General features: G+C 49.5%; 19 protein-coding genes. 6 read left to right on the forward strand and 13 right to left on the reverse strand.

Features of this window, described 5'->3' with window-relative positions:
* Positions 1–10: 10 nt before the first annotated feature.
* The 4 genes from AAHB90_RS24305 to AAHB90_RS24320 form a co-directional block, all read right to left on the reverse strand.
* Positions 11–568, reverse strand: a complete 558-nt coding sequence (locus AAHB90_RS24305; protein ID WP_342087844.1) for an acyl-CoA thioesterase — start codon at positions 566–568, stop codon at positions 11–13.
* Positions 569–577: 9 nt separating this feature from the next.
* Positions 578–1,663, reverse strand: a complete 1,086-nt coding sequence (locus tag AAHB90_RS24310) for a Gfo/Idh/MocA family protein (protein ID WP_342087845.1) — start codon at positions 1,661–1,663, stop codon at positions 578–580.
* A gap of 11 nt (positions 1,664–1,674) precedes the next feature.
* The gene (locus AAHB90_RS24315; RefSeq protein ID WP_342087846.1) at positions 1,675–3,033 is read right to left on the reverse strand and encodes a neutral/alkaline non-lysosomal ceramidase N-terminal domain-containing protein; all 1,359 of its coding nucleotides are present in this window, start codon (positions 3,031–3,033) and stop codon (positions 1,675–1,677) included.
* A gap of 142 nt (positions 3,034–3,175) precedes the next feature.
* Positions 3,176–3,709 (reverse strand): YceI family protein, encoded by a 534-nt coding sequence (locus tag AAHB90_RS24320; protein WP_342087847.1) that lies wholly within the window; start codon positions 3,707–3,709, stop codon positions 3,176–3,178.
* Between the two features lie 189 nt (positions 3,710–3,898).
* Here AAHB90_RS24320 and AAHB90_RS24325 point away from each other — a divergent pair, with 189 nt between their 5' ends.
* Positions 3,899–4,693 carry a transglutaminase-like domain-containing protein gene (locus tag AAHB90_RS24325; RefSeq protein ID WP_342087848.1) on the forward strand — a complete coding sequence of 265 codons (795 nt, stop codon included), beginning with the start codon at positions 3,899–3,901 and terminating at the stop codon, positions 4,691–4,693.
* Positions 4,694–5,131: 438 nt separating this feature from the next.
* Here the strand turns inward: AAHB90_RS24325 and kbl are convergent, their stop codons facing one another.
* Positions 5,132–6,319, reverse strand: a complete 1,188-nt coding sequence (kbl, locus tag AAHB90_RS24330; RefSeq protein ID WP_342087849.1) for a glycine C-acetyltransferase — start codon at positions 6,317–6,319, stop codon at positions 5,132–5,134.
* A 248-nt stretch (positions 6,320–6,567) separates the two neighbouring features.
* Positions 6,568–7,518, reverse strand: a complete 951-nt coding sequence (locus AAHB90_RS24335; protein ID WP_342087850.1) for an NAD-dependent epimerase/dehydratase family protein — start codon at positions 7,516–7,518, stop codon at positions 6,568–6,570.
* 172 nt (positions 7,519–7,690) lie between these two features.
* On the opposite strand from AAHB90_RS24335, the gene AAHB90_RS24340 reads away from it, so the two are divergent.
* Positions 7,691–8,152 carry an Lrp/AsnC family transcriptional regulator gene (locus tag AAHB90_RS24340; protein WP_342087851.1) on the forward strand — a complete coding sequence of 154 codons (462 nt, stop codon included), beginning with the start codon at positions 7,691–7,693 and terminating at the stop codon, positions 8,150–8,152.
* Here the strand turns inward: AAHB90_RS24340 and AAHB90_RS24345 are convergent.
* The 5 genes from AAHB90_RS24345 to AAHB90_RS24365 are packed head-to-tail and all read right to left on the reverse strand — an operon-like array spanning position 8,149 to position 16,414.
* Entirely contained in the window at positions 8,149–10,551 is a 2,403-nt protein-coding gene (locus AAHB90_RS24345) for a hypothetical protein (RefSeq protein WP_342087852.1), read from the reverse strand. The two genes, AAHB90_RS24340 and AAHB90_RS24345, sit on opposite strands and share 4 nt — an antisense overlap.
* A gap of 25 nt (positions 10,552–10,576) precedes the next feature.
* A complete protein-coding gene (locus AAHB90_RS24350; RefSeq protein WP_342087853.1) occupies positions 10,577–11,752 on the reverse strand; it encodes a DUF4249 domain-containing protein in 1,176 nt (391 codons plus the stop codon).
* A 20-nt stretch (positions 11,753–11,772) separates the two neighbouring features.
* Positions 11,773–12,903 carry a DUF4249 domain-containing protein gene (locus tag AAHB90_RS24355; protein ID WP_342087854.1) on the reverse strand — a complete coding sequence of 377 codons (1,131 nt, stop codon included), beginning with the start codon at positions 12,901–12,903 and terminating at the stop codon, positions 11,773–11,775.
* A gap of 14 nt (positions 12,904–12,917) precedes the next feature.
* A complete protein-coding gene (locus tag AAHB90_RS24360; protein WP_342087855.1) occupies positions 12,918–15,689 on the reverse strand; it encodes a TonB-dependent receptor in 2,772 nt (923 codons plus the stop codon).
* Positions 15,686–16,414 carry a hypothetical protein gene (locus AAHB90_RS24365; protein WP_342087856.1) on the reverse strand — a complete coding sequence of 243 codons (729 nt, stop codon included), beginning with the start codon at positions 16,412–16,414 and terminating at the stop codon, positions 15,686–15,688. Before AAHB90_RS24365 ends, AAHB90_RS24360 begins: the two co-directional genes overlap by 4 nt.
* A gap of 231 nt (positions 16,415–16,645) precedes the next feature.
* Here AAHB90_RS24365 and AAHB90_RS24370 point away from each other — a divergent pair, with 231 nt between their 5' ends.
* Positions 16,646–17,707, forward strand: a complete 1,062-nt coding sequence (locus AAHB90_RS24370; RefSeq protein ID WP_342087857.1) for an NAD-dependent epimerase/dehydratase family protein — start codon at positions 16,646–16,648, stop codon at positions 17,705–17,707.
* A 302-nt stretch (positions 17,708–18,009) separates the two neighbouring features.
* Positions 18,010–18,855, forward strand: coding sequence for a hydroxymethylglutaryl-CoA lyase (locus AAHB90_RS24375; RefSeq protein ID WP_342087858.1), 846 nt, complete (start codon positions 18,010–18,012; stop codon positions 18,853–18,855).
* Positions 18,856–18,916: 61 nt separating this feature from the next.
* Here the strand turns inward: AAHB90_RS24375 and AAHB90_RS24380 are convergent, their stop codons facing one another.
* On the reverse strand, positions 18,917–20,029 hold the full coding sequence (locus AAHB90_RS24380) for a hypothetical protein (RefSeq protein WP_342087859.1): 1,113 nt from the start codon (positions 20,027–20,029) through the stop codon (positions 18,917–18,919).
* A 103-nt stretch (positions 20,030–20,132) separates the two neighbouring features.
* Between AAHB90_RS24380 and AAHB90_RS24385 the strand changes: the two genes are divergently transcribed.
* A complete protein-coding gene (locus AAHB90_RS24385; protein WP_342087860.1) occupies positions 20,133–20,738 on the forward strand; it encodes a thymidine kinase in 606 nt (201 codons plus the stop codon).
* Positions 20,735–21,376, forward strand: coding sequence for an SGNH/GDSL hydrolase family protein (locus AAHB90_RS24390; RefSeq protein ID WP_342087861.1), 642 nt, complete (start codon positions 20,735–20,737; stop codon positions 21,374–21,376). Before AAHB90_RS24385 ends, AAHB90_RS24390 begins: the two co-directional genes overlap by 4 nt.
* 72 nt (positions 21,377–21,448) lie before the next feature.
* Here the strand turns inward: AAHB90_RS24390 and AAHB90_RS24395 are convergent, their stop codons facing one another.
* Positions 21,449–22,543, reverse strand: coding sequence for a chorismate mutase (locus AAHB90_RS24395; protein ID WP_342087862.1), 1,095 nt, complete (start codon positions 22,541–22,543; stop codon positions 21,449–21,451).
* Positions 22,544–22,675: the final 132 nt, after the last annotated feature.

Genomic DNA, 22,675 nt, shown 5'->3' on the forward strand with positions numbered 1-22,675 from the left:
AAATCACATATCAAACATCCGTATCATAGCCGATCACACAACGCTGATCGGCTAACTTATCCAAATTTTCCGGCACGTCGAGGCCTGTTCTGGCATTATCGAATGCATCGCGGTATTTTTCTTTCAACTCCCGGCGTTTGATCGCTTCCAGGAAACGGCGTGCATCCTCTTCATTTTCCAGCACCAGTTCGGGAACCACAGTCGGTTTGTTAGCATCGTCTTTGGCGACCATCGTCACGTAGGACGTATTGGTATGCCTGATGCTGCGGTTTCTGACGTTTTCCGCCACCACGCGAATTCCCACTACCAGCGACGTCCTTCCCACATAATTCACCGACGCGTGCAGCGACACCAGGTCACCTACTTCAACCGGTTCGAGAAAATCCACGGCATCCACCGAAACCGTCACGCAATACGTCCCCGCATGCCGCGACGCGCACGCATAGGCGACCTTGTCGATCAGCGAGAGCAATATGCCTCCATGGATTTTCCCGCCAAAGTTGGCATAGGAAGGGATCATTAATTCGGTAAGGGTAGTCTGGGAAAAACTGACGGGCCTGGGCTCCATGTGCATTGTTTATTTTTTCAAAAAGATAGTCTTACCGGTTTTGGCGGCTTCCTTGGCCGTTTCCAGTATCTCCACGACGGTCACATTCACCGGTAACCCGTACAGATCGTTCTGATCAAGCTTCAAACGGCCCTGCACCACATCGGCCAGTACCGAAAAAGGATCGGTGTAAGGCGCAGGACGAGGATCAAGTTTGAGCGTTTCTTCGGGCGATTTTTCCTGCAAACGCTGGCGTACGACCGTCGGGTTCACGGCGATCGCGTAACCTTTGTTACCATACACTTCCATGTCCTTTCTCGCAAACGACCAGTTCCACGAACCCTGGATGATGCATTGTGCCTTCGGATATTGCAGGATAATGGAAGCCTCGTCGTCGACATTCTTGTAAATATCAGGCTTATTCTGATGCGTGACGGCGGTTACCGAAATGGGACGCTCACCTTTCATAAGCCAGGTCATCAGGTTGGCTCCATAGCAGCCGAAATCGACCAATGCGCCCGCGCCATTTTTCACCGGATCGGTCAGAATAGCGAAAAACTCCTTGCTCACCCCGATTTCTTTCGGTCCCTGGTGACCGTCGTTGACCATTACCTTGCGAATTTCACCTAGCTTGCCCTCCTGGATGAGCTGGTTTACATGCTGATTGCTCGCATACCACGAAGTTTCATAGTTAGTCAAAACCTGGATATTGTTCTGCGTCGCGAGTTTCTGGATTTCTTTCGCATCGGCAAATGTCGTCGCCAGCGGCTTTTCCACCATTACATTGATCTTCCGTGGTGCACAGGCCCGCACCACCACCACGTGCTCATTGATCGCCCCGAATGCCGAAACCGCTTCCGGTTTCGCCTCGTCGAGCATTTTGTTCAGGTCCGAGTAAAACAGTTTTGGATCGAGTTTGTAGCGTTCGGTAAACTGCTTAACCAAATCGGGGTTTGTTTCCCAAATACCCACGAGTTGAATGTCGGTCTTGTCTTTCCGGTTGAAAATCCAGCCCACGTGACCGTGGCTAAGCCCTGCGACCGCCACACGAACGGGCTTCTGAGCCATCGAAGAGAGGCTAAGCAACGCAAAAAAGAGGCATACAAATGTTTTCATCAGTCTACGGTTTAGGATAATTTATCAATAATATCTTTAATCACTTCCTGCAAATAGGCACCATTATACGGGCCGTACCAGCTCATGGTTTTGGTCTCGTACAAATCGCGGTTGAAGTACTTATCGTGGGTAATATAGCCAATATAACCACCATTGAAGCTGGTCACCATCAGGTTCAGGCCTTTGGTTTTGGCATATGCATCCAGGGTGCCGGTCAGTTCACCGGAAAAATCACAAGGCATGCCTACCATCAGAATGTTTCCGATCCGCAATGCTTTCACAAACACGGGATATTCCCCGAATGCTTTTTTGAATGCCCACGGGCGCAGCACGATGCTCATTGTAAGCCTCGGGGACGGCTCGCGGAGGGGCAGCGGCAAGGTTAGGGTTTCGACCAATGTACTCTTCGAATCTTCCTTCAAGGTATTAGGCGACAATAATGCATTCTGGACACCAAAAGCCTGGTTTTTCAGTTCATCAAAATCATCCGTTCCTTTTTCGATCGGCCCCATGCTGCCGACCGCGCCGGCCATGTACATCGCAAAATCGTAGCGACCCTTTTCCAACGAATCCACGAGCGCTCCCGGGTAGTCGCGCGAGAGCACGATGTTTTTGGAATTCAAAACCGTGGAATGTGCCGCGAACGAGCTCAGGATGGCCTTCTGCCCGCTTTTGGTAACGAATGCCGCCGAACGTATCTCGGGATCGATGCCCCCCTCCTCGCCTACCAGCCGGTTGCGGATATCGAGCGAATCGAGCGATTCGAGGTAGGTCAGTTGCACAGGCTCCACCTTCCTTTGGGCGTCGGTAATGGCTTTGTGAAATGCATTAGCAAGGTTTTCAACGATTGCGGGGTCGTATTTACCCGAAAAGAACAGCGAAGAAATGCCCGTCCCCCAGCCACCTACACTATTATGGCTATGTGTAGCACCGAAATAGATCTGCTCGAAAGGAATATCGCCTGGTTTCAGTTTTTCCCTCAAAGATTTAATAACTGTCGGCGGGATGATCAGCAGATCGGCAGCGACAATAGCGGCTTTGGTATGACCATTGTCGATTACCATCGCACGTACATATACGGAATCATGCACGGCTGTGTACGGTCGCCCGCGGCGGTTGCCATAGCCCGCTGTGGGCGTAGGCGCTGCCGGTGTGATATTCACCTTGGCCCAGCCGGCCTGCAACGTGCCGGAAGTATCCCTCGGGGCAGGAGCGAATTTTACGCCTGCAATCAGCGATTTCCATTCCTTGTAGTAGGCCATTTCCTGGTAAGGCGTATCGTCCATGGTTGTGATCATGGTAGCAATGGCGATTACGAGCAATAGCAGGAATATCCCGATGACTTTTAAAAAAATGCGCAGCACTTTCATGGATGGCTAGTTTAGGTTTGATGAAAAGACGACAGACGGCGTTTTCTATTGGTATCAAAAATACCCGGCAAACCAATATGCAGGTTTATGCCGGGTATTCCATACCGGGTACTAAAAGTCTACAAAATAGCTAGATGACTGATCAGGACTGTTTTACGAGCTGGATATTGGCGATCAGCTTCACGTCCTCACCAATTACTAAGCCCCCAGAATCGGTTAGTTGCATATAATTCAGACCGAATTCCTGACGGCTCAAACGGCCTTCCACCTCGAAACCGATGCGCACGTTCCCGTCGCTATCCTTTTCGGCACCGCCATATTCGGCGTCGAGCTCGATGGGCTTGGTAATGCCTTTGAGCGTGAGCAATCCCGAAAGCTTGTAATTATCGCCTTTTACTTTATGAAAATAGTTGGATTGAAAGGTAATATGCGGAAATTGCTCGGCGTCGAAGAAATCCGCCGACCGCAGATGAGCGTCACGCATTTCGACATTGGTATCGATACTGTTCACATCGAGTGAAAAGTGAATTTCTGCATTATCAAAGTTGTTGAGGTCCGAAGTGGCTCCGCCTTCAAAATTATTAAAGGATCCTGTGATCGTCGAAATGACCAGGTGTTTGATCTTGAACTGCACTTCGGAATGCGCCGGGTCTACGATCCATTTTGTTACTGCCATAGGTGTATTATTTAAATTTCACGAAATACTGTTCGCTCTAAAATTAACATTCCTGATGTACAAACGTCGATTAAAACGATTTAATTCTGACTACTGCGCGTGTTCACGATAAAATAAATGGCACGTAATTTTTAAGTAACTAAGCGTCATTACATTTAGCACAAATACAAATTCGACTCATAGATGAAAATGAAGGGAAGAAGCATATTCACGTACGACGTGCATGCCCCCACCACCATAACGACCATGTTACGCCCTCGCCGTCAGGAAGGCCAAGCGATCATTCAGGAAGGATTTAACATAGAGCCCCCGGTCCCGTTTTCGGAGTATACCGACCTTTACGGGAACCCTTGCCAACGCACGATCCTGCCCATCGGCAGGGTGACGATCAGTACCGAAGTGCAGGCACAGGTAAACTCCACGAAACCGATCCCGAATCCGCCGCCTGCGTATATGCTTGTAGGGGATTTGCCGGATGAAGTCATGCATTACATCCTTCCAAGTCGTTATTGCCAGTCGGATTTGCACGAAATCAATATGTTAGCTATGGAAATAGCCGGCAACCTCACGCCAGGTTACGAGCAGGTAGAGGCAATCCGGACCTGGATTCATAACAATGTGCGCTACCAATACGGTTTTTCAGATGCCTCCACGACCGCATTCGACACGGCCCGCAGCCGCGTAGGCGTATGCCGTGATTTCACGCACCTGGCCATTGCATTATGCCGTAACCTCTGCATTCCGACACGCATGACGGTGGGTTATCTCGATAAATTGAAAGAAATGGATCTGCACGCCTGGTTCGAGGTGTTCATCGGCGGCGAATGGTACACATTCGATGCCGTGCAGGAAAAAACCGAAGGTTACCGCATCGAGATCGCCCATGGCCGCGACGCCGCAGATGTGGCAATGGTTACCCAATACGGCAATGCTACGTTGCAATCGCTGCATGTAGAGGTGGAATTGCTGGAAGCGGAACAGTAGGGAGTGTTTCGGGGTGGTCAAGAGTTGTCAGGTTTGGTCAGGTGTTGTCACGTTTGGTCGAGTGTAGTAAAGTATTGTCGGGGAGTGAGGTGTAGTCAGAAGTTGTCAGGGAGTGGTCAGGTATTGTGGAAAACGCCGGAACATTACAGGGCATTGGCGTAAAATTACCTCGCCTGAAATCGCGTAGCGATGTAATATAGGTAGCAATCGAACTAGGGATGTGTACAAAAATGCCGTCAGGCATGCGACAACAGAGCATTGTTGTTACATGCCTGACGGCATTTTGGCGAAACGGATCCAGTCACACCTACTACCAATATTACATGCCTAACGGCATTCATCTCCTGCCCAATCTTGACAACTCTTGACTACACCTGATAACACCTGACCAATCCTGACAACACCTGACCAATCCTGACCACTCTTGACTACACCTGACTAAATAACCCCCAGTTGTTTGCCGACCTTCGTAAACGCCGCTACTGCCTTTTCGAGGTCTGCTTGCTCGTGCCCGGCGGAAATCTGCACGCGGATACGCGCCTTACCTTGCGGTACGACAGGATAGAAAAAGCCGATCACGTAAATGCCTTCGTCGAGCAGTTTGGCTGCAAATTCCTGCGCCAGTTTTGCTTCATAAAGCATGATCGGGACGATCGGGTGCTCGCCGGGGAGAATATCGAACCCGGCTTCTGTCATAGCCTTGCGGAAATATTGTGTGTTCCGTTCCAGCTTATCGCGTAATGCTGTGGATGAAGTGAGTAACTCGAGTACTTTAATAGAAGCCCCTACAATGGAGGGCGCTAATGTATTTGAAAATAAATAGGGCCGTGAACGTTGGCGCAGAATCTCGACGATCTCCTTTTTCGCAGCCGTAAAGCCACCGGAAGCGCCGCCTAATGCCTTGCCATAAGTTCCGGTAATGATATCGATACGGCCCATTACGTTGCGGTATTCGTGCGTGCCGCGGCCGGTTTTACCCATAAAGCCGGTGGCATGGCATTCGTCGATCATCACCATCGCCTGATATTGCTCGGCCAGGCCACATATTTTTTCCAGCTGCGCAATGGTGCCGTCCATAGAGAATACGCCGTCTGTCACAACCAGAATGCGACGGCTGCCTTTGGCGTCTTCGAGTTGCTTTTGGAGGTCGGCCATATCGTTGTGCTTGTAGCGGAAACGTTTGGCTTTGCAAAGGCGGATACCATCGATGAGCGAAGCATGGTTCAGCTCGTCGGAGATAATGGCGTCCTGTTCATTCAGCAACGGTTCGAAAACGCCTCCATTGGCATCGAATGCCGCGGCGTAGAGAATGCAGTCCTCTGTGCCAAGAAATTCGGCCGTTTTACGTTCGAGTTCTTTGTGAATATCCTGCGTACCACAAATAAACCGCACCGACGACATTCCGAAACCATGAGAGTGAATAGCATCTATACCTGCCTGGATCACATCCGGATGCGAGGAAAGGCCGAGGTAATTGTTGGCGCAGAAGTTGAGCACATCCGCACCGTCGGTAGTAGCAATGTGCGCCGACTGCGGCGTGGTAATCACGCGCTCTTTTTTATATAATCCCGCCGACCGGATCGCTTCCAGTTCGGTTTGGAGTTCGTGCTGAATGGTACCGTACATGGTGATGAATTTTGAATGATTGAATGACTGAATGACTGAATTTTGAATGTGTGAATTTTTTGAATGAGCCCCTTGGAACGGGGAATGACCGAATTTTGAAACAGTGAGTTATGGATACTTTAATAGGTGAATGTTTAGAGTTGGAAGCATCTGCAATCTCAAAAACACCAGAGTTATCAGAAGGAAATGATTTAACTGGCTTTATTCATTCATCCATTCAATCATTCAATCATTCACTCATTCAACATTTAACTAACAACCTGATACTTCCTCCGCAACTCCGCTATCATCTCCTCTGTCATCTTATCGAGCGAGTAGCTTGGCCGCCAGCCCCAGTCTTTTCTGGCCTGGGCGTCGTCGATTTCCTGGGGCCACGAATCGGCGATGGCCTGGCGGAAGTCGGGTTTGTAAGTTATGCTGAAATTGGGAATGATCTTTTGAATACTTTCCGCGATTTCTTTGGGCGAGAAGCTCATTCCGGCCAGGTTGTAAGATGTTCGCACGGAAATCTTTTCTGCGGGCGCCTCCATCAGGCGGACGGTGGCGTCCATAGCGTCGCTGATGTAAATCATCGGCAAGGTCGTTTCAGGTTTTAAAAAGCATTCAAATGCTTCTCCCTTCACCGCCTTGTGATAAATGTCGACCGCATAGTCGGTCGTGCCGCCGCCGGGCATCGACTGGTAGCTTATAATGCCGGGGTAACGCAGCGAGCGTATATCGACGCCATACCGTTTGAAATAGTAGTTCGACCAGTTCTCGCCGGCCACCTTGCTGATACCGTAAACCGTCGACGGATCGAGGTATGACCATTGCTCAGCCAGCGTATCTACACGATCACCGAAAACGGCAATGGAACTTGGGTAAAAAACTTTGCTTACCCCATTCTCGCGTGCCACTTCAAGCACATTGAACCAGGTTTGCATATTGATATGCCACGTTCGGAGCGGCTCCTGCTCACCTTTTGCAGAAAGGATCGCGGCGAGGTGATAAATCTGCGTCACGCCGTATTTCCTGACGAGCGCGCCCATTTCACTGGCATTGGTCGCGTCGAGTTGCTCAAAAATCCCTGTTGGGAATTCGGGCATACGAAGATCCGTCGCCACCACTTTTCCCAGTCCGTAAATTCCCCTCAGATATTCCACCAGGACAGATCCGATCTGTCCGTTTGCTCCTATTACTAAAACGCAATCCGTTTTCATAAAAAACAACTTTTGGGTAAAGCATAAATCACTTGCAATTTCCCATTTGCAAAAATTATTTTCAACAAATGGCGCTTTTTGCAGGAAACATTACCACACTATTTGATTTTTCAAGCAAAATTTACTTTTTAAGGTTCTATTATAAAGCCGTATCAGTAAATATTATTGCCCCATGGAACAGTTAGACAAAATCGATACTAAAATCCTCCGCATCCTGCAAAAGGACGCAAAAAAAACGACGAAGGAAATCGCCACGATACTTAACCTGACAGTATCGCCGGTTTATGAGCGGATCAGAAGGTTGGAGAGCTTAGGGTACATCAAACAGTATGTAGCCATTTTAGATAAAAAACTCATTAACAGGCACGTTACAACCATCTGCCAGGTTTCCATGCGCTATCATAATGAGGCTTTCATCGAGAAGTTCGAACAGGAGATACAGAACCTTCATGAAGTGCAGGAATGCTACCACATGGCCGGGCAGGTTGATTTTCTCTTAAAGATCAATGTCGCCAGCCTCGACGAGTATCACGATTTCGTGAAATACAAGCTGTCCAAAATCGACAACATAGGCGTGCTCAACAGCACCTTCGTATTGAAGGAGATCAAGCACACCTCTGAGTTTTACATTTAAAGGCTTCGCTTTTTCACATCGAAGGAAACGATTTTGCTGCCCGCCGTGCCGTCCGGAGTAATGCCCTGGATTACGACCTGGTAACGGCCTGTCTGGTCGGAAGTGTAAAACTCGACCGTCGCTTTGCCGTCTTTCCCGGTCGTAACATTCGGTGCCCAATGTAAGAGGTTCCGGAAGTCTGCAATGCGGCTGTTTGCATTATTACTGTCGTATTTCGGCGCGTAGAATTCCCTTTGCGCCTGCACACCCTCGTAAGGCATGACCAATACTTTCGGATCGAGCTCGAAACCACCAAGGTCGCCGCGATAAGTGGAGAAGCTTACAATGCCCGTAAAGGTCATCGGTCCCAGGAAGTAGCGCGAACTGATCAGTTCGATTTTCTTTACTTTCAGCGGATCCATTTCGATGATCTTGTCGGCGTCGAAAACGGGGATACCGTCCAGGAGCATGAGCGGATCAGTAGTATAGTAGGTGTTGGGAAGCAGCTTGTCGATCATTCGCAAGTGGAATTCCTTCTGCCGCTTACGAACCAAAATTCCTTTGACATATTCCCTCAAAACCTCTTCCATCGTTGGAAAACGCGTAAAATCGTCGAGGAAATACTTCTCGTCCGGCATCCCGAAGAATGGCAGCGAGTCGGTAAGTACGGCTTTTTTCTCAGTGTAAACCCGTGGCAGGAATGCATTGCCGGTCTGCATGTTAATGGAGCGGGTCAACAGTTGGCTTTCCAGCGTTTTATCAAAGAAAAAGGCAGGAACTGTGGTCGTCGAAAACTGTTTCGAGAATGGCGACGCTACCTCGAACCGATACGTCGAGTCGGTAGCCAGATTGGTCTGCAAAGTGATTTCCTTCGGACCGGTGAATTGCCGCACTTCAAATTTTACCCGGCCTTCCTTATCGCTCATGTCCGCGTACAAGCGCGCAGGTACATCCAGTGATGCCAGGTATGTTTCCTTATTTACAGCCGGTGTTCCATCGGTCCGGCTCAGTACACGGGCGTGGATAAAATGTCCGTCGTACTCCGGCAAATGTTCAAAACTTACCAGTTGCCCGCCGAAAACCTTGTCCCATTTCAGGCGACGCCAGCCGTGAGTGAGCATCAGGTTGTCGAGCTGCCGGTCGGTTTCCTGGTTTACATTCTGAAAATAATAGCCGGGGTTCTCGATATCGCCTTTCAAATCGGCAGTGAGCCAAAGATAACTGTGGATATCATGCTGCCGCTGATATTGGATCGAATCGTCCAGGTACACCGCCACCGACAAATTACTCCAGGCGGGCAACGCCTGCCCCACGGCAGCTGAGATATTCATCGCTACTTTCTCGCGCCCGATAAAGCTCTTGCCCACTTGTGCATCGATGTTCAGCTGTTTTTCGGGCCTTTTGAAATACAATCTTTCACAAACCGGTTTCAGCTTTTCATTGAAGATGGTAATCTGTGAAATGCCCTCGCCGAGCCTGGCTTTTTCGAGCACAAACACGACCTGGCCTTTACTTAGCCCCTTTTTCCCAAACATAGCATTGGTCTGCCGTGTGTGTGCGAGCAGGTACACATATACGGGATCTTCGCTTTCCAGCTTTGCCGTTACCGTTACTTTCACCAGCGCCGACGTTGAGTCTCTCACCTGCATTACGTATCCCTGTGGTTCCACTGTGGGTAATTCGTATTCGAAGCGTTGCCCTTTGCCGTCGGTTATGGCCGCTTTGTAGGCTGCATTTTCCTCCGGCTTCAAGGTAAAGTAGCCAATACCATTTAGTTCAGGTTCAAACTCACGGATGGTTTCATTCTGCTGGTTCAGAACAACTCCTTTAAACTTAACGCCCTTACCATCGACTCCCACGCCCCGGAATGCAATCTTGCTTTCGATGCCGCTTACCAAATGGCCCCCTTCCGGGAAAAACTGCACGTCATACCGGGTTTCCTCCTTGGAGGCCCTGTCGGGGTCGAAGCGTACAAATGGGTTCAGGATAGAAATGGAGGTCTCAAAATAGCTTTCCGCCGAAAAGTTTTTCATCCAGTTGGTATAGCACCGCAACTTGTACTTTCCGCTCACGAGCGTGGACGGAACGAGCGCGGAGCCGTTTCCACGGCCGTCGACCATCGCGAATTTGGTTTGCAATACCGCATTGTTTTCGCTGTCGAGTACTTCCAGATAAGCTACTTTGCTCAAATCGAGGAACCGGTGCGTGGCACCATTGAGGTTATAGGCTTTGAACCAGATCGTCTCCCCAACCAGGTAAAACGGCCTGTCGATATGCACGTACAGCTTTTCCTGCACGGCCCGCTCGGTGTAAAGTCCGAAACGTTGCCGCAGGGAGGCGAGCATAGCATCGTCCTGCGCATGCGAGGGGCTGTAAAGTGCCAGCGCCAGCAACCCACTAATAAGTGTCCTGAGTTTCATTGTATATTTTCAGACAATAGAATTATCATTTATCCCAAAATGCCGGTTTCGTTGTATTTCCGCCCTGCGACCGACAGTCAGCACACGATTCCGACGTGCCAAGGTAGCCGCTCTTCGGCTGACCCATGTAAAAGTAAAGCAGTACTGCGGAGCCGTTGAGTGCATCTTCGAACGTGAGCGTATCCGGGGCTATGCAGCGCGGATATGCACCTAATCCTTCTCTGATAAAAATCCGCTTCTTTTGTTCCTGCGCCGCGCTGAAATAACCGAATACCAATTCCTTCGCATTCGCTTTGGCGTGGATATTGCCCGTTACCTGCGACGGCTGCGGATCGAAAAGGCTGCCGGTTCCCTGGGTCGTTTTAGCGAGATCTGTCCAGTATTCAAATGCTTCTCGCGTCAGCCCGTATTGTTTCAAAAGAATCGTATATCCGAAATACAGTTTGTTAGACGCGATGTCAACGATATTGATCGGCAGCTCACGGATAATATCCTGGCTCAGCTTGATCGTCGATCCCAGTTTGATATCCCTGGATGCCAATGTCCGCCAGCAAACGTTGACGTTATCGCTTCGCGGAATAATTTGCTTGTTTTTATAATCCCGCGTCAGGCTCGAATAGTAGGGCATCCTGTATTCGTACGTTTCTTCGAAATTCCAGCGATAGAAACGTGTCTGATTACTCGGGTCATGGGTATTTACATAAATAATCATCGCATTCCTGGCCTCGTCCACGCGGTATGTAATGCTATCAATCGGTGGCGTTTTGCTTACAACGACATAATCAGACTCATACTCCCTTCCGTCGAATCGCCTGATCCTCAGCCGGTATTTAGCATCGGTGTTAAAAGTGGTCGGCGGCAATTTGTACAAGCCATTGCCCATATCCTGGAACGCATAACTTTCCCCATTCTCCGCCTCGGCTGTGATGGTAGCCCCTCCTTCCATTTCGAACTGCTTGCCGTCGTTTACCGCCTGAGTGTGGCTCAAAGTAACCCTGCTGGTATCTCCACCGATATTGAGGAAACCGTCCACGACGAGGTAAGTCCCGGGATTGGTCACCTCCGGTGGCGAGAACGGCTCTACACAGCTTTTGATCACGAACGCCGACGTCGCCAGCATTCCACATAATGCCCATCGGCCCCATTTTCCCGCCTTTGTGCCGCTTTTTAGCTTTTTGATGAAGTATTTTATTCCTTTCACAGTCAATCCCGATAAAATCATTACCAATATGAAGGTCTTTCGGTAGTACCGCCTTGCAGGCGGCAATCGGCACAAGAATGCGCCGCTACCAGAACAGAGTCCGAACGAGGGCCCCAATAAGTTAGCAGCAACTTTGCGGTAGTCAGCGCACACTCGTCCGGATCCCTGGGCGAACAGCGGATGGGGATAGTGTCCGGCTCGATACAACGCGGAAAAGTGCCAAGCCGCGGGGCGACCGTGAACCTGCGTGTTTCCTCCGTAGCCGCACTGAAATAGCCGAATGCAAGCATCCGCGCATTGGAAACATGCCGGATATTGCCCGTCACTTGCGACGGCAATACGTCGAAAAGGCTTCCAGTTCCCTGCGTCGTCTTGGACAAGTCGGTCCAGTATTCAAATGCCTGCCGCGATAAGCCGTATTGCCTTACCAGAATGCTGTATTTGATAAAAAGCTTGTTGGTCGAGATCGGAACGCGGTTCAGCGGCAGATCCTTGATGATATCGCTGCTTAACTTGACGGTGGTACCGAGCAAAATGCTTCCGGATTTCAGTTTACCCCAGCATTTGTTAATGTTCTCAGGCCGGACGACCACCGAGTCGTTCCTCACCATCAATGCAGAGTAATAGGCCGCCTCATATTCCCAGGTTTCTTCGAATTTCCAGCGATAAAACTGCGTCTTGTTCTGCGCATCATGGGTATTCACGTAAAACACCGCCGCATTCAACACCGGATCTACCTTATAAGTCACACTATCGATCGGTGGCGTAATGCTCACACCCACATATTCCGATAAGTATTCCTGATTGTCTTTGGTCTTGATCCGGAGCCGGTACTTGCCCGCACGGTTATATTGACGGGGCGCAAGGACGTACACGCCGGCAGAGGCTTCGGCCAACGACCAGGTTCCCCCGTTCTCCTCCTCTACCGCCAGCTGCGCGCCTGTTTCGATGATTGGCAATGCATTCGCATTGACATTCTGTGTTCTCCGCAGCTCGATCCGCGTAGAATCGGTGCCGCTTACATTCAGGAAACCATCGATTACCAGGTAGTTTTCATCCGAATTGACTTCGGGTGGTGAAAACGGTTCAACGCAACTGTCAACGACCAGCAGTAGTGCAAAAAATCCTATTATTATAAACCAATATTTCATTACATGCCTGCCGTTTAGAATCTGAAATTGTAGGTAATAGTCGGGATAGGCTGACCGAAGATGGAAAGCTGGTAACCATTCACCCTTCCGCCGACGGTTTGGAAATAAACCGACGTCGGGTTTTTCCTTCCTAAAAGGTTATAAACGGCGATCGTCCACGAGCTGTGCGCAAGCTTTTTGATCCGGTGATTGCCCTCGATATTCATGGCTAAATCCATCCGGTAATAGTCAGGAATGCGGAACTGGTTGCGGTCGGCATAATATACCCGCTGCGAACCGTCGATAATGTACTTACCGATCGGTGGCGTATAGGGCCGGCCTGTGCTGTAAGTAAAGTTGAACGACAAGCTGAAACGGTGCGAAAAGCGATAGTTGGAGATCAGTGTAAAATCATGCGGCTTGTCATAGTTGCTCGGATAGAAATTGCCTCCATTCGGAGCGTCGGGCGACTCGCGGTCAACCGCGCGCAGGAGCGTACGTGCATAGGTATAGCCGAGCCAGCCGTTGAGTTTTCCCGTCATTTTCTTAATCATGAATTCCACACCATATGCCTTCGCTTTGGTATTGATCACCGCCGCCTCGATATTATGGTTCATGAAAAGCGAATCGCCGCCTTTGTAATCCAGGAAATTGCGGATGTTCTTGTAATAGCCTTCCAGCGAAACCTCAATTTTATTACCTCTAAAATTGCGGTATAAACCCACCGAAAGCTGGTCGCCGATCTGCGGTTTGATGTAGGGGTCGCTCAGTTTCCAGATGTCGGTTGGGGAAACCGTCATGGTATTTGTCAGCAAGTGAATATACTGCCGCAGTGTGTTGTAACTGGCTTTCAGCGATAGGTTATCCAGGATGCTGAACCGCACCGATGCCCGGTATTCCGGCCCGCCGTACGACTTGATTTTCTTGCCTGATTTGTACTCCTCCACACCTTCCTGGTAAATGTAGTCGATCGGGAAGCCGGGTAAATAGGTATTCACCGATTTCGGCCCCAGATATTGGAAGAAAGACCATCTCAGACCGCCGGAAATAGACAGCCGCGGACTCACCTCCCATTTGTCTTCGAGGTACAATGCGCTTTCCGTCGCCTGTTCGGCTTCCAGCTCGTCGGGCATAATGAGCGATTCGCTGCCGCGGGGTTTGAATGAGCCGGGGTGCAGTTTGTAATAAATGGTACTTAATCCAAATTCCAGCGTGTGCTTCGGATGCAGCACATAACTGAAATCCGCCTTGAAATTAGATTGGTTAATATCAAATTTCAGGTCAAAGGAATTGAGCGGAAGGCCTTCTGCCTCCATCGAATACTGGTACTTGCTATGCGCCGCGGTGAGTACGCCGTACAAGCGTGGATTAAATGTATGTTTCCATTTAATAGAACCCAGCTGGTTCTGGTAGGAGTACAAAGTATCCCCGTAGAGCCGGAATTTGTCGCTGCTGGTGTAGCCGGTCAGCGAGAGGCTGTTCTTTTCATTGATTTCATAATTCAAATGCAGGTTCACATCGTAAAACGATGCCGAGCTCCGGTTATAATTCTCATTATCCAATGCTCTGATCACCCAGTTGGAATAGGTCGAGCGCCCGCCCAGCAGGAACGACGCCTTGTCCTTTACCAAAGGCCCTTCCAGCGTAACCCGGCCCGTAACGAGTCCAATCCCGCCTGACGCCACGAATTTTTTCTTATTACCATCGCGGCTATTGATATCGAGCACCGATGCGAGCCTACCGCCGAATTTGGAAGGGATTGTACTTTTATACAGCTCCACATCCTTCAACACATCAGGGTTAAATGCAGAAAAGAAACCGAAAAGGTGTGAAGGATTGTAAATCACCGCGTCGTCATACTGAATAAGGTTCTGGTCCACAGAACCGCCGCGGACATTGAGCCCGGTACTGTTTTCCCCCACTGATTTGATCCCCGGCAATGTAAGGATGGTCCGTAAAAGGTCTGTTTCGCCAAATACCGTCGGCACCTGTTTCAGGTTCTTGATCGTCAGTTTCACGGTACCCATTTGCGTACCTACCACGTTTTTGTCCATACCTGCCTTCACCGACACTTCCTTCAGGGCAATCACGCTTTCCCGCATTTCAATGTCGAGTTTACCGTCGGAGTACAGTATTACCTGCCGTTGGGTCTCCCGCATACCGGTGCTTTTAATGCGTATAACCTGCTTTCCGCGCGGGATCGTAAGCGCGTACCGCCCGAGCGCATCCGTGGTCACGCCTATTGATGGTGAATTGATAAACACTGCCGCGCCGATTACCGGCTCTCCCGTGACGGCGTTCCTGACGTAACCCGTAATGGTAGAATTGCCCGGGGTGATCCGGTGCTTTCGTATCCCGATTTCGTGCACCTTACTCTCGGCCGTCGATAAAAGTTTTTCCTTGATATCGCTTTCCGGCCCGGCATAGGCAATGGAATCGGTTTCACCCGCGCGTTCCGGGTTGAACAATCCGGGCGTGAGCTGGGTGATTATCTTTTGGGCGTGTGTAATGTAAATGCGTTTTTGCCCGTCGATGGCGTATTCGAATTCAGAGCCTTTGAAAACCTGATCGAGCACCTCACGGAGCGAGAGGTTGTTCACATTCAGGTCAAGCGTGAGGCTATCGAACCGCGTGGCGTCGTAGTAGAAATAATAGCCTGTCTGCGCCTCCACTTGCTTCACAAATTGGTCGAACCGCGCCGAGTCCAGCTTCATTGTGATTTTTTTCTCGGGCACGTTCTGGCCGTAGGAAAGGTGGGTGGAAAAAATGCCGCAGGTTATAAGGGTTAAGAGTAAAAGTATTTTCATTTGGCTAGGTTGTCGTAGGTTTCTACCATCTTCACAATGGCCAGTTCACGGTTTTTGCGGAATTTGATCTTGTTTTCCCGCAGCACTTTTCGTAATTCCCGCTTGCGGTCCTGAAACAGTCCCAGCGCCGACTTTTTCGTATGCACGGAGTGGTACAGGCCGTCTTTGAACACATAGAAAAAATTCTTTTCGGGATAATAGGCGATCACTCTTTTGTCAACAATCTTCTCCTGCCGCGATTTGGTCCTGCGTACGAGCGTGCGCGACTTGCCGTTGTAAACGACGTCGTAAAAACCGGTGCGCATTTGAGGGTTGATATCCTTCCCCGATTCGAGCCGCGCGAAATGGTGCTGGTCGACGATAAACGAATCTACCTTAACGGTTTGCAATAATATATGGTCTCCGTTGAAATGCCGGATAACCACTTCATCGTGGAAAATATCGTAGAGCATCGGGATACTGTCGAACTGCTGTCCGTCGTAGCGAACCATGCCGTTGAGCCAGCGGCGCTGCAGGTAGAACTGGTGCTCCTCCATCCGGGCGTCGTACACGTAGTACTGGCGGCCATTGTATAGATTTTGGGAAATAGATGTGGCGTTTTTGTAGAGGGATACCGGGTAAGCAGCAACCTCTCGGGCCGACGAAGCATCGGCCAGTGTCCCCTGAGCGTAGGTTTTTCCCGAAAACAGGGCACAAAGGAATAATGCAGTGGTAAAAATACGCATCTACGCGGTTAATTTTAAAGCAATACGTTTAAAGGCTATCGAAATGTTGCAGTACCGGGGCTAGTACTTCATGAAGTGAACATAAGTTACATACTTCAAATGTAAATTAAATATTTTATTCGATTTATTAAACTTAATCCCAAAAGAATCAAATGCTATATATCTAATGTATGTCCCCTTTATACCCTAACTTTGGTCTTTTATAGGTACCACACATCTCACTTACCTTCTATGAAAATTCTGATCACCGGTGGAGCCGGTTTTGTTGGCTCTTCGCTGGCCATAGCCTTGAAAACAAATTACCCTGATTACCAGGTTTATGCGCTGGACAACCTCAAAAGAAGAGGCTCCGAGCTGAATATACCCCGTCTCAAAAAAGCGGGCGTCGAGTTTGTCCATGGCGACATCCGTAATAAAGAAGATTTCGATTCCATTCCGGCCGTCGATACCGTGATCGAAGCATCCGCGGAGCCATCGGTACTGGCGGGATTGGACGGCACACCCGATTACCTGATCAATACCAACCTGGTGGGGACTGTCAACTGCCTCAACTACGCATTGAAACACAAAGCCGGGTTCATTTTCCTGTCCACCAGCCGCGTGTACCCGATCAAAACGATCGAGACATTGAATTTTGTGGAAGAAGAAACCCGTTTCGCATTGTCGGACGAGCAACCGGTACCGGGTGTTTCGTCCAAAGGTATTGGCGAAGATTTCCCGCTGAACGGCGCCCGCTCGCTTTACGGAACCACCAAGCTGGCTTCCGAGCTGATCATTCAGGAATATAATGAATTTTATAACCTCAAAACGGTCATTAATCGCTGCGGCGTCATTACTGGTCCGTGGCAAATGGGCAAGGTCGACCAGGGTGTAATGGTACTCTGGATCGCGAAGCATTATTTCGAACAGCAGCTCGGCTACTTCGGATACGGCGGCACGGGCAAGCAGATCCGCGACATGCTGCATGTTGCCGATCTTTACAATCTGATCGACTGGCAACTGCATAACCTCGACAAAGTGAATGGTGAAATCCTGAATGCGGGCGGTGGCCTGCAAAGCAGCGCTTCATTGCAGGAGCTCACCCAAATCTGCCAGGAAGTAACCGGCAAAACCATTCCTATTAAAGTAGTTCCCGAAAACAGAACTGCCGATATCCGCTTGTACGTGACCGACAACACGAAAGTCACTGCATTGACGGGCTGGGAGCCAAAGATCGGCATCCGTCAGATCGTGGAAGAAATCACCGCCTGGCTGGCCGAAAACGAAGCCGACCTCGCCCCGATTTTGAAATAATACGGCGCTAAGTTGTTGCATTGCATAGTTGTTACATACCCAAGGGCATTTGATAAACCCATTAACCACATTTTCTACCAAGATTACATGCCTAACGGCATTCAATTAAATCGCGTAGCAATCCAACATTGGTAGAAAAAAACAGAAGCGGTACTATAATCCCGTCAGGGATGCAACAACAGAAATAATACAGAAACAAAGACTGCCATCATGTAGCTTCGAAGAACTACCTGATGGCAGTCTTTGTTTCTTAAGTCGGCCCCAAAAACATTCAATCATTCGGTCATTCAATCATTTAAAATATGAAGTTCATCGAATGCCCCCGCGATGCCTGGCAAGGCTTTCATCCCTACATCCCTTCGGAGATCAAGCTGGAATACCTGAACCAGCTTATCCGGGTCGGTTTTGATACGATTGATTTCGGCAGTTTTGTGTCGCCCAAAGCGATGCCGCAAATGCAAGACACCGCGTGGATTACCGAGCGACTGGACCTTTCGGGCAGTAATACCAATTTGCTCGCCATCGTCGCCAACGAGCGCGGTGCCACCGAAGCCTGTGCATTCGGGCAGATCGCCTACTTTGGCTACCCGTTCTCTATTTCGGAGACATTTCAATTGCGAAACACACAAGCCACGATTGCGGAATCGTACGAGCGGGTAAAACGCATTGCCGACCTGTGCTCGAAACACAAAAAGGAGCTGGTGATTTACATTTCAATGGGTTTTGGCAATCCTTATGGTGATGCCTGGGCTCCCGAAATTGTAATGGAATGGGTCGAAAAATTGTCGAAACTGGGTGCAGGTACCTTCTCGCTGGCGGATACCGTCGGAGTAGCCCAGGCGAAAGATATTGGCTGGCTGTTCACCGCATTGATCCCGCATTATCCCGAACTCGAATTCGGTGCACATTTCCACAGCCGCCCGGACGACTGGCGCATGAAGGTAGAGGCTGCTTACGATGCCGGCTGCCGTCGTTTCGATGGCGCATTGCTAGGCTATGGCGGCTGTCCAATGGCCCAGGACGATCTCGTCGGCAATATGCCCACCGAAAGGTTGGTGGATTTTGCCAGGGAACAAAAGGAGCTGATTTGTCTGGATACCCACGAGTTGAAAAAAGCGCGCACCATGTTCCAGCAGATCGTCGGATAAATAAAAATGCGCCGAAAGGTTTGAGCTTCCGGCGCATTGATACCGTATAAAAGTACTTCTGCTAAGCAAACTTACGCTTGACGATCGCAAGCAATGCCGTAACGGCCTCTCCATTCACATCCCACGCATATTTCGAGGCGTAACGATGCCAGATCAGGTTTTCGGCTTCCTCGAAGCTTTTTACACGATCGAGCTCGTAAATAGCTTTATCGAAATGCTCGCTGTTTCGGTCGAAAAGCTGGTTTACAAACATAAAACGCTGACCCAGTGGAATGCTGCCTGCTATGCTTTCGACCTTTAACGGCATGGTTCCATAGGATTTGTCTTCCGAAGGCTTCGGCAGATCCACCTTGAAACGACTGTTCAATGAATCCCTTTCCGGGCTCGATCCTGCGTTGGATTTGGCAACGATTTCCCCGATTACCGCGGAGGCTGGTTCTGCACGCGGTGCAGAGGGACGGGAAGTGCTCGGTTCCAGCTGGCTGAATGCCGAGTCGAAGAACGACTCGTGCTTATGAGGCTGAGGAGCTGTTTTTACAGGTTCCTGGATATACAATTCGGCAATATTGATTGGGAATACTTCTGCGAATTGTACCAGATGTTGTTCTTTGTCGTCAATCAGATCGGCATTATCCTTGAATTCGTACAACCAGCTTACAGCTTGTGTCTGGTACACCGAATCCGAACCGCTATCTGTCAGGCGGCCGAGCATTGCTTCGGCGATACCCCGGTGGATGTGCGTATATTTCACGAGTCGCTCGGCCTTTTCGTGCGTGAACTCGGCATCGGAAACGGCCCTGATCTTGTCTTCGAAATACGCCGTGGGCGTCAGAAGCAATTTCAACGATTCTTTTACCGAGTCGGCCAGCAGCGGTTCGAGGTCGGCACGCTTCACGGCGATGTGCTGCGAAGCCGTGTTCATGAATTCTTCCAGCGCACTTTTTACATCTTCATTGGAAAAATCAAAATAAGGGCTGCGGAAGGCTTCGGCATTGTTTTTCCATTCTTCGAACAGGCGATTGAGAATACCCAGGTTGACCTGTCGTACGGGTGTCAGTTTTAATAATCCGGCACCGGTAACGACGTCCTGCGACCTGTACACTTCGTTCAGAACTGTTGTTGTGAACCGTGCGGAGTACTGGTTGAGTGCGATTGAATTCAGATTATCCGGCATAACGAATAAGCAATTTTGGTAACGTAGTGTTGGGAAAAATATGTTTGATTTGTAAATATAAAATAAAAATCGACCTTTCAATGGGTCGGTTCGGCACCAAAGTATGTTTGTAGAACCATCTCACAGAAGAGAATTTCAAAATCCCCGTACCGGCTGGATCGAAGTCATATGCGGATCTATGTTTTCCGGAAAAACCGAAGAACTCATCCGCAGACTCAACCGCGCCAAAATTGCCCGGCAGAAGATACAGATTTTCAAACCTGCGCTTGATAAACGATACCACGAAGAGAACATTGTTTCGCATAATGACAATTCAATTCGTTCCATACCTGTACAATCGTCACAGCAAATATCAGACCTCGCGCAGAATTGTGAGGTCGTAGGGTTCGACGAAGCGCAATTTTTTGATGAAGGCATTGTGGAAGTATGCGACCAGTTAGCCAATTCGGGCAAGCGCGTAATCATTGCAGGCCTGGATATGGATTACATGGGCAAACCCTTCGGTTGCATGCCCCAGTTGATGGCTATTGCGGAATATGTCACCAAAGTTCATGCCGTTTGCATGGTATGTGGGGAAGTCGCGTCGCATTCCTACCGCCTTTCGCCGTCCAATGAGCGTGTGCTGCTCGGTGAGACCGACTTATACGAAGCGCGTTGCAGGAGATGCTTCAACCTTGGAGAAAAAGCGTACGACTTGTATTCCAAATGAAGACCCGAAAGCTGCTGATCCTTTCGCTCACGCTGAATGCGGTCCTGATCGCGACTTTTTTGATACTGGGCTACCTCTATCGCGATAAAATCGCACAGCGTTTCGTGAAGCTGAAAGGCGATCCGGCCATCGTGATGTATGGCAACTCGATCACCGCCCAGGGCAAATGGGTCGAATTACTGGGCAGAACCGATGTGATGAACAATGCATTACCCGGACAAGCTACCTATCATTTCCTGCAACTCATTCAATCGCATGTTATTGATTTGCATCCGAAAGTTTGTTTCATCAAGGGCGGCATTAACGACATTACACTGGGTGTGAAGCAGGATACCATTCGGAGTAATTTCAAAACAATGCTTGAAATGCTCATGCAGAACAGCATTACGCCGGTTGTAACCCTGACAGTGTACGAGCGGAACGATCCTTCAAGCAAAAAGGAAGTCGACGCATTGAATGCATTCCTGGTGTCTTTTTGCACCCAAAACAACATCACCTACATTGACCTGAACCGCTATGTCTCCGACTCCAACGGCCTGCGCACCGATTATTCCATCGACAAAACGCATTTAAATACCAAAGCCTACAAGATCTGGGCGAAGGAAATCAGCAGGGTTTTGAAAGAGAAGAATATTTGAAATACACATTTAGCCTAAAACAACGAAAGCCGCCCATTGCTGAGCGGCTTTTCGCATTATATGCTGTTCCGGTTAGGCATTTACCTGGTTCATCACCTCGGTTTGCTTGCGGATCGACTCCATGTGAACGAGCTTGAACAATTCGTCCACCAGGTTTGGATACAGGTTCATGCTTCTTCCCCATCCGGCGCGGGTTTCCAGTACTTCACGGAAACGGTCAACCTGGTAAGCAGCTACGTTGTTATCACGTTTGTATTCGGCCAGTTTCTCAACCAGGGCCATGCGATTTGCCAGTGTTTCGAGCAATTCGCGGTCAAGGTTATCGATTTTGCCACGGATAATTTCCAGTTGCGACGCGTAATCGCTGCCGTACGATTCTTTACGAACGTGCAAGTCGTGCAGCATTTGTCCCAATGCAGCTGGCGTAAGCTGTTGTGCAGCATCAGACCATGCCTTGTCAGGGTCGCGGTGCGATTCGATAATCAGACCGTCGTAGTGCAGGTCAAGCGCGCGCTGGGCGATTTCGTACAGGTAAGCGCGCTTTCCAGCCATGTGGCTAGGGTCACCGATCACCGGCAATTGAGGGAAAATCGTTTTCAGTTCGATCGCGATGTTCCACATCGGGGAGTTACGGAACTTGTGCTCCTGAGCGTTCGAGAAACCGCGGTGGATCGCACCGAGTTTTTTCACGCCGGCCTGGTTCAGACGTTCCAGGGCTCCAACCCACAGTTGCAGGTCAGGATTCACAGGGTTTTTAACCAATACAGGTACATCAATTCCTTTCAGGGCATCAGCAAGTTCCTGTACGTTGAATGGGTTCACGGTTGTACGTGCACCAACCCAAAGGATATCAACGCCGTATTTCAATGCCAGTTCGATATGCTGAGGCGTAGCAACTTCCACGGCCACAGGCAAGCCTGTTTGCTGTTTAACCTCTTGCAACCATGGCAAAGCAGCCTCTCCCATGCCTTCAAAGCTGCCTGGACGAGTTCTCGGTTTCCACACCCCCGCACGGATCACGTGCGCAAATCCTTCCTCTTTGATCTGGGTTGCGGTTTCTAACATTTGTTCCTCGGTCTCTGCGCTGCAAGGCCCGGCGATTACCAAAGGCTTACCTTCGGTATTGATCCAACTGCTAAGCGGTAGGATATCTAAAGAAGCATTCATACTCAAAAACTTGTCCTTAATAAAAAATTGATAATTGTAATATTTTGATCCGGTATTATGCGTATTTCTTCGAATGCCCGTACATTTGACCCCACAAAAGTCAATCAACTTCTTAATGTGTATTACTTTCTT

The sequence above is a fragment of the Dyadobacter sp. OTU695 genome, assembly GCF_038440355.1.
Taxonomy (GTDB): domain Bacteria; phylum Bacteroidota; class Bacteroidia; order Cytophagales; family Spirosomataceae; genus Dyadobacter.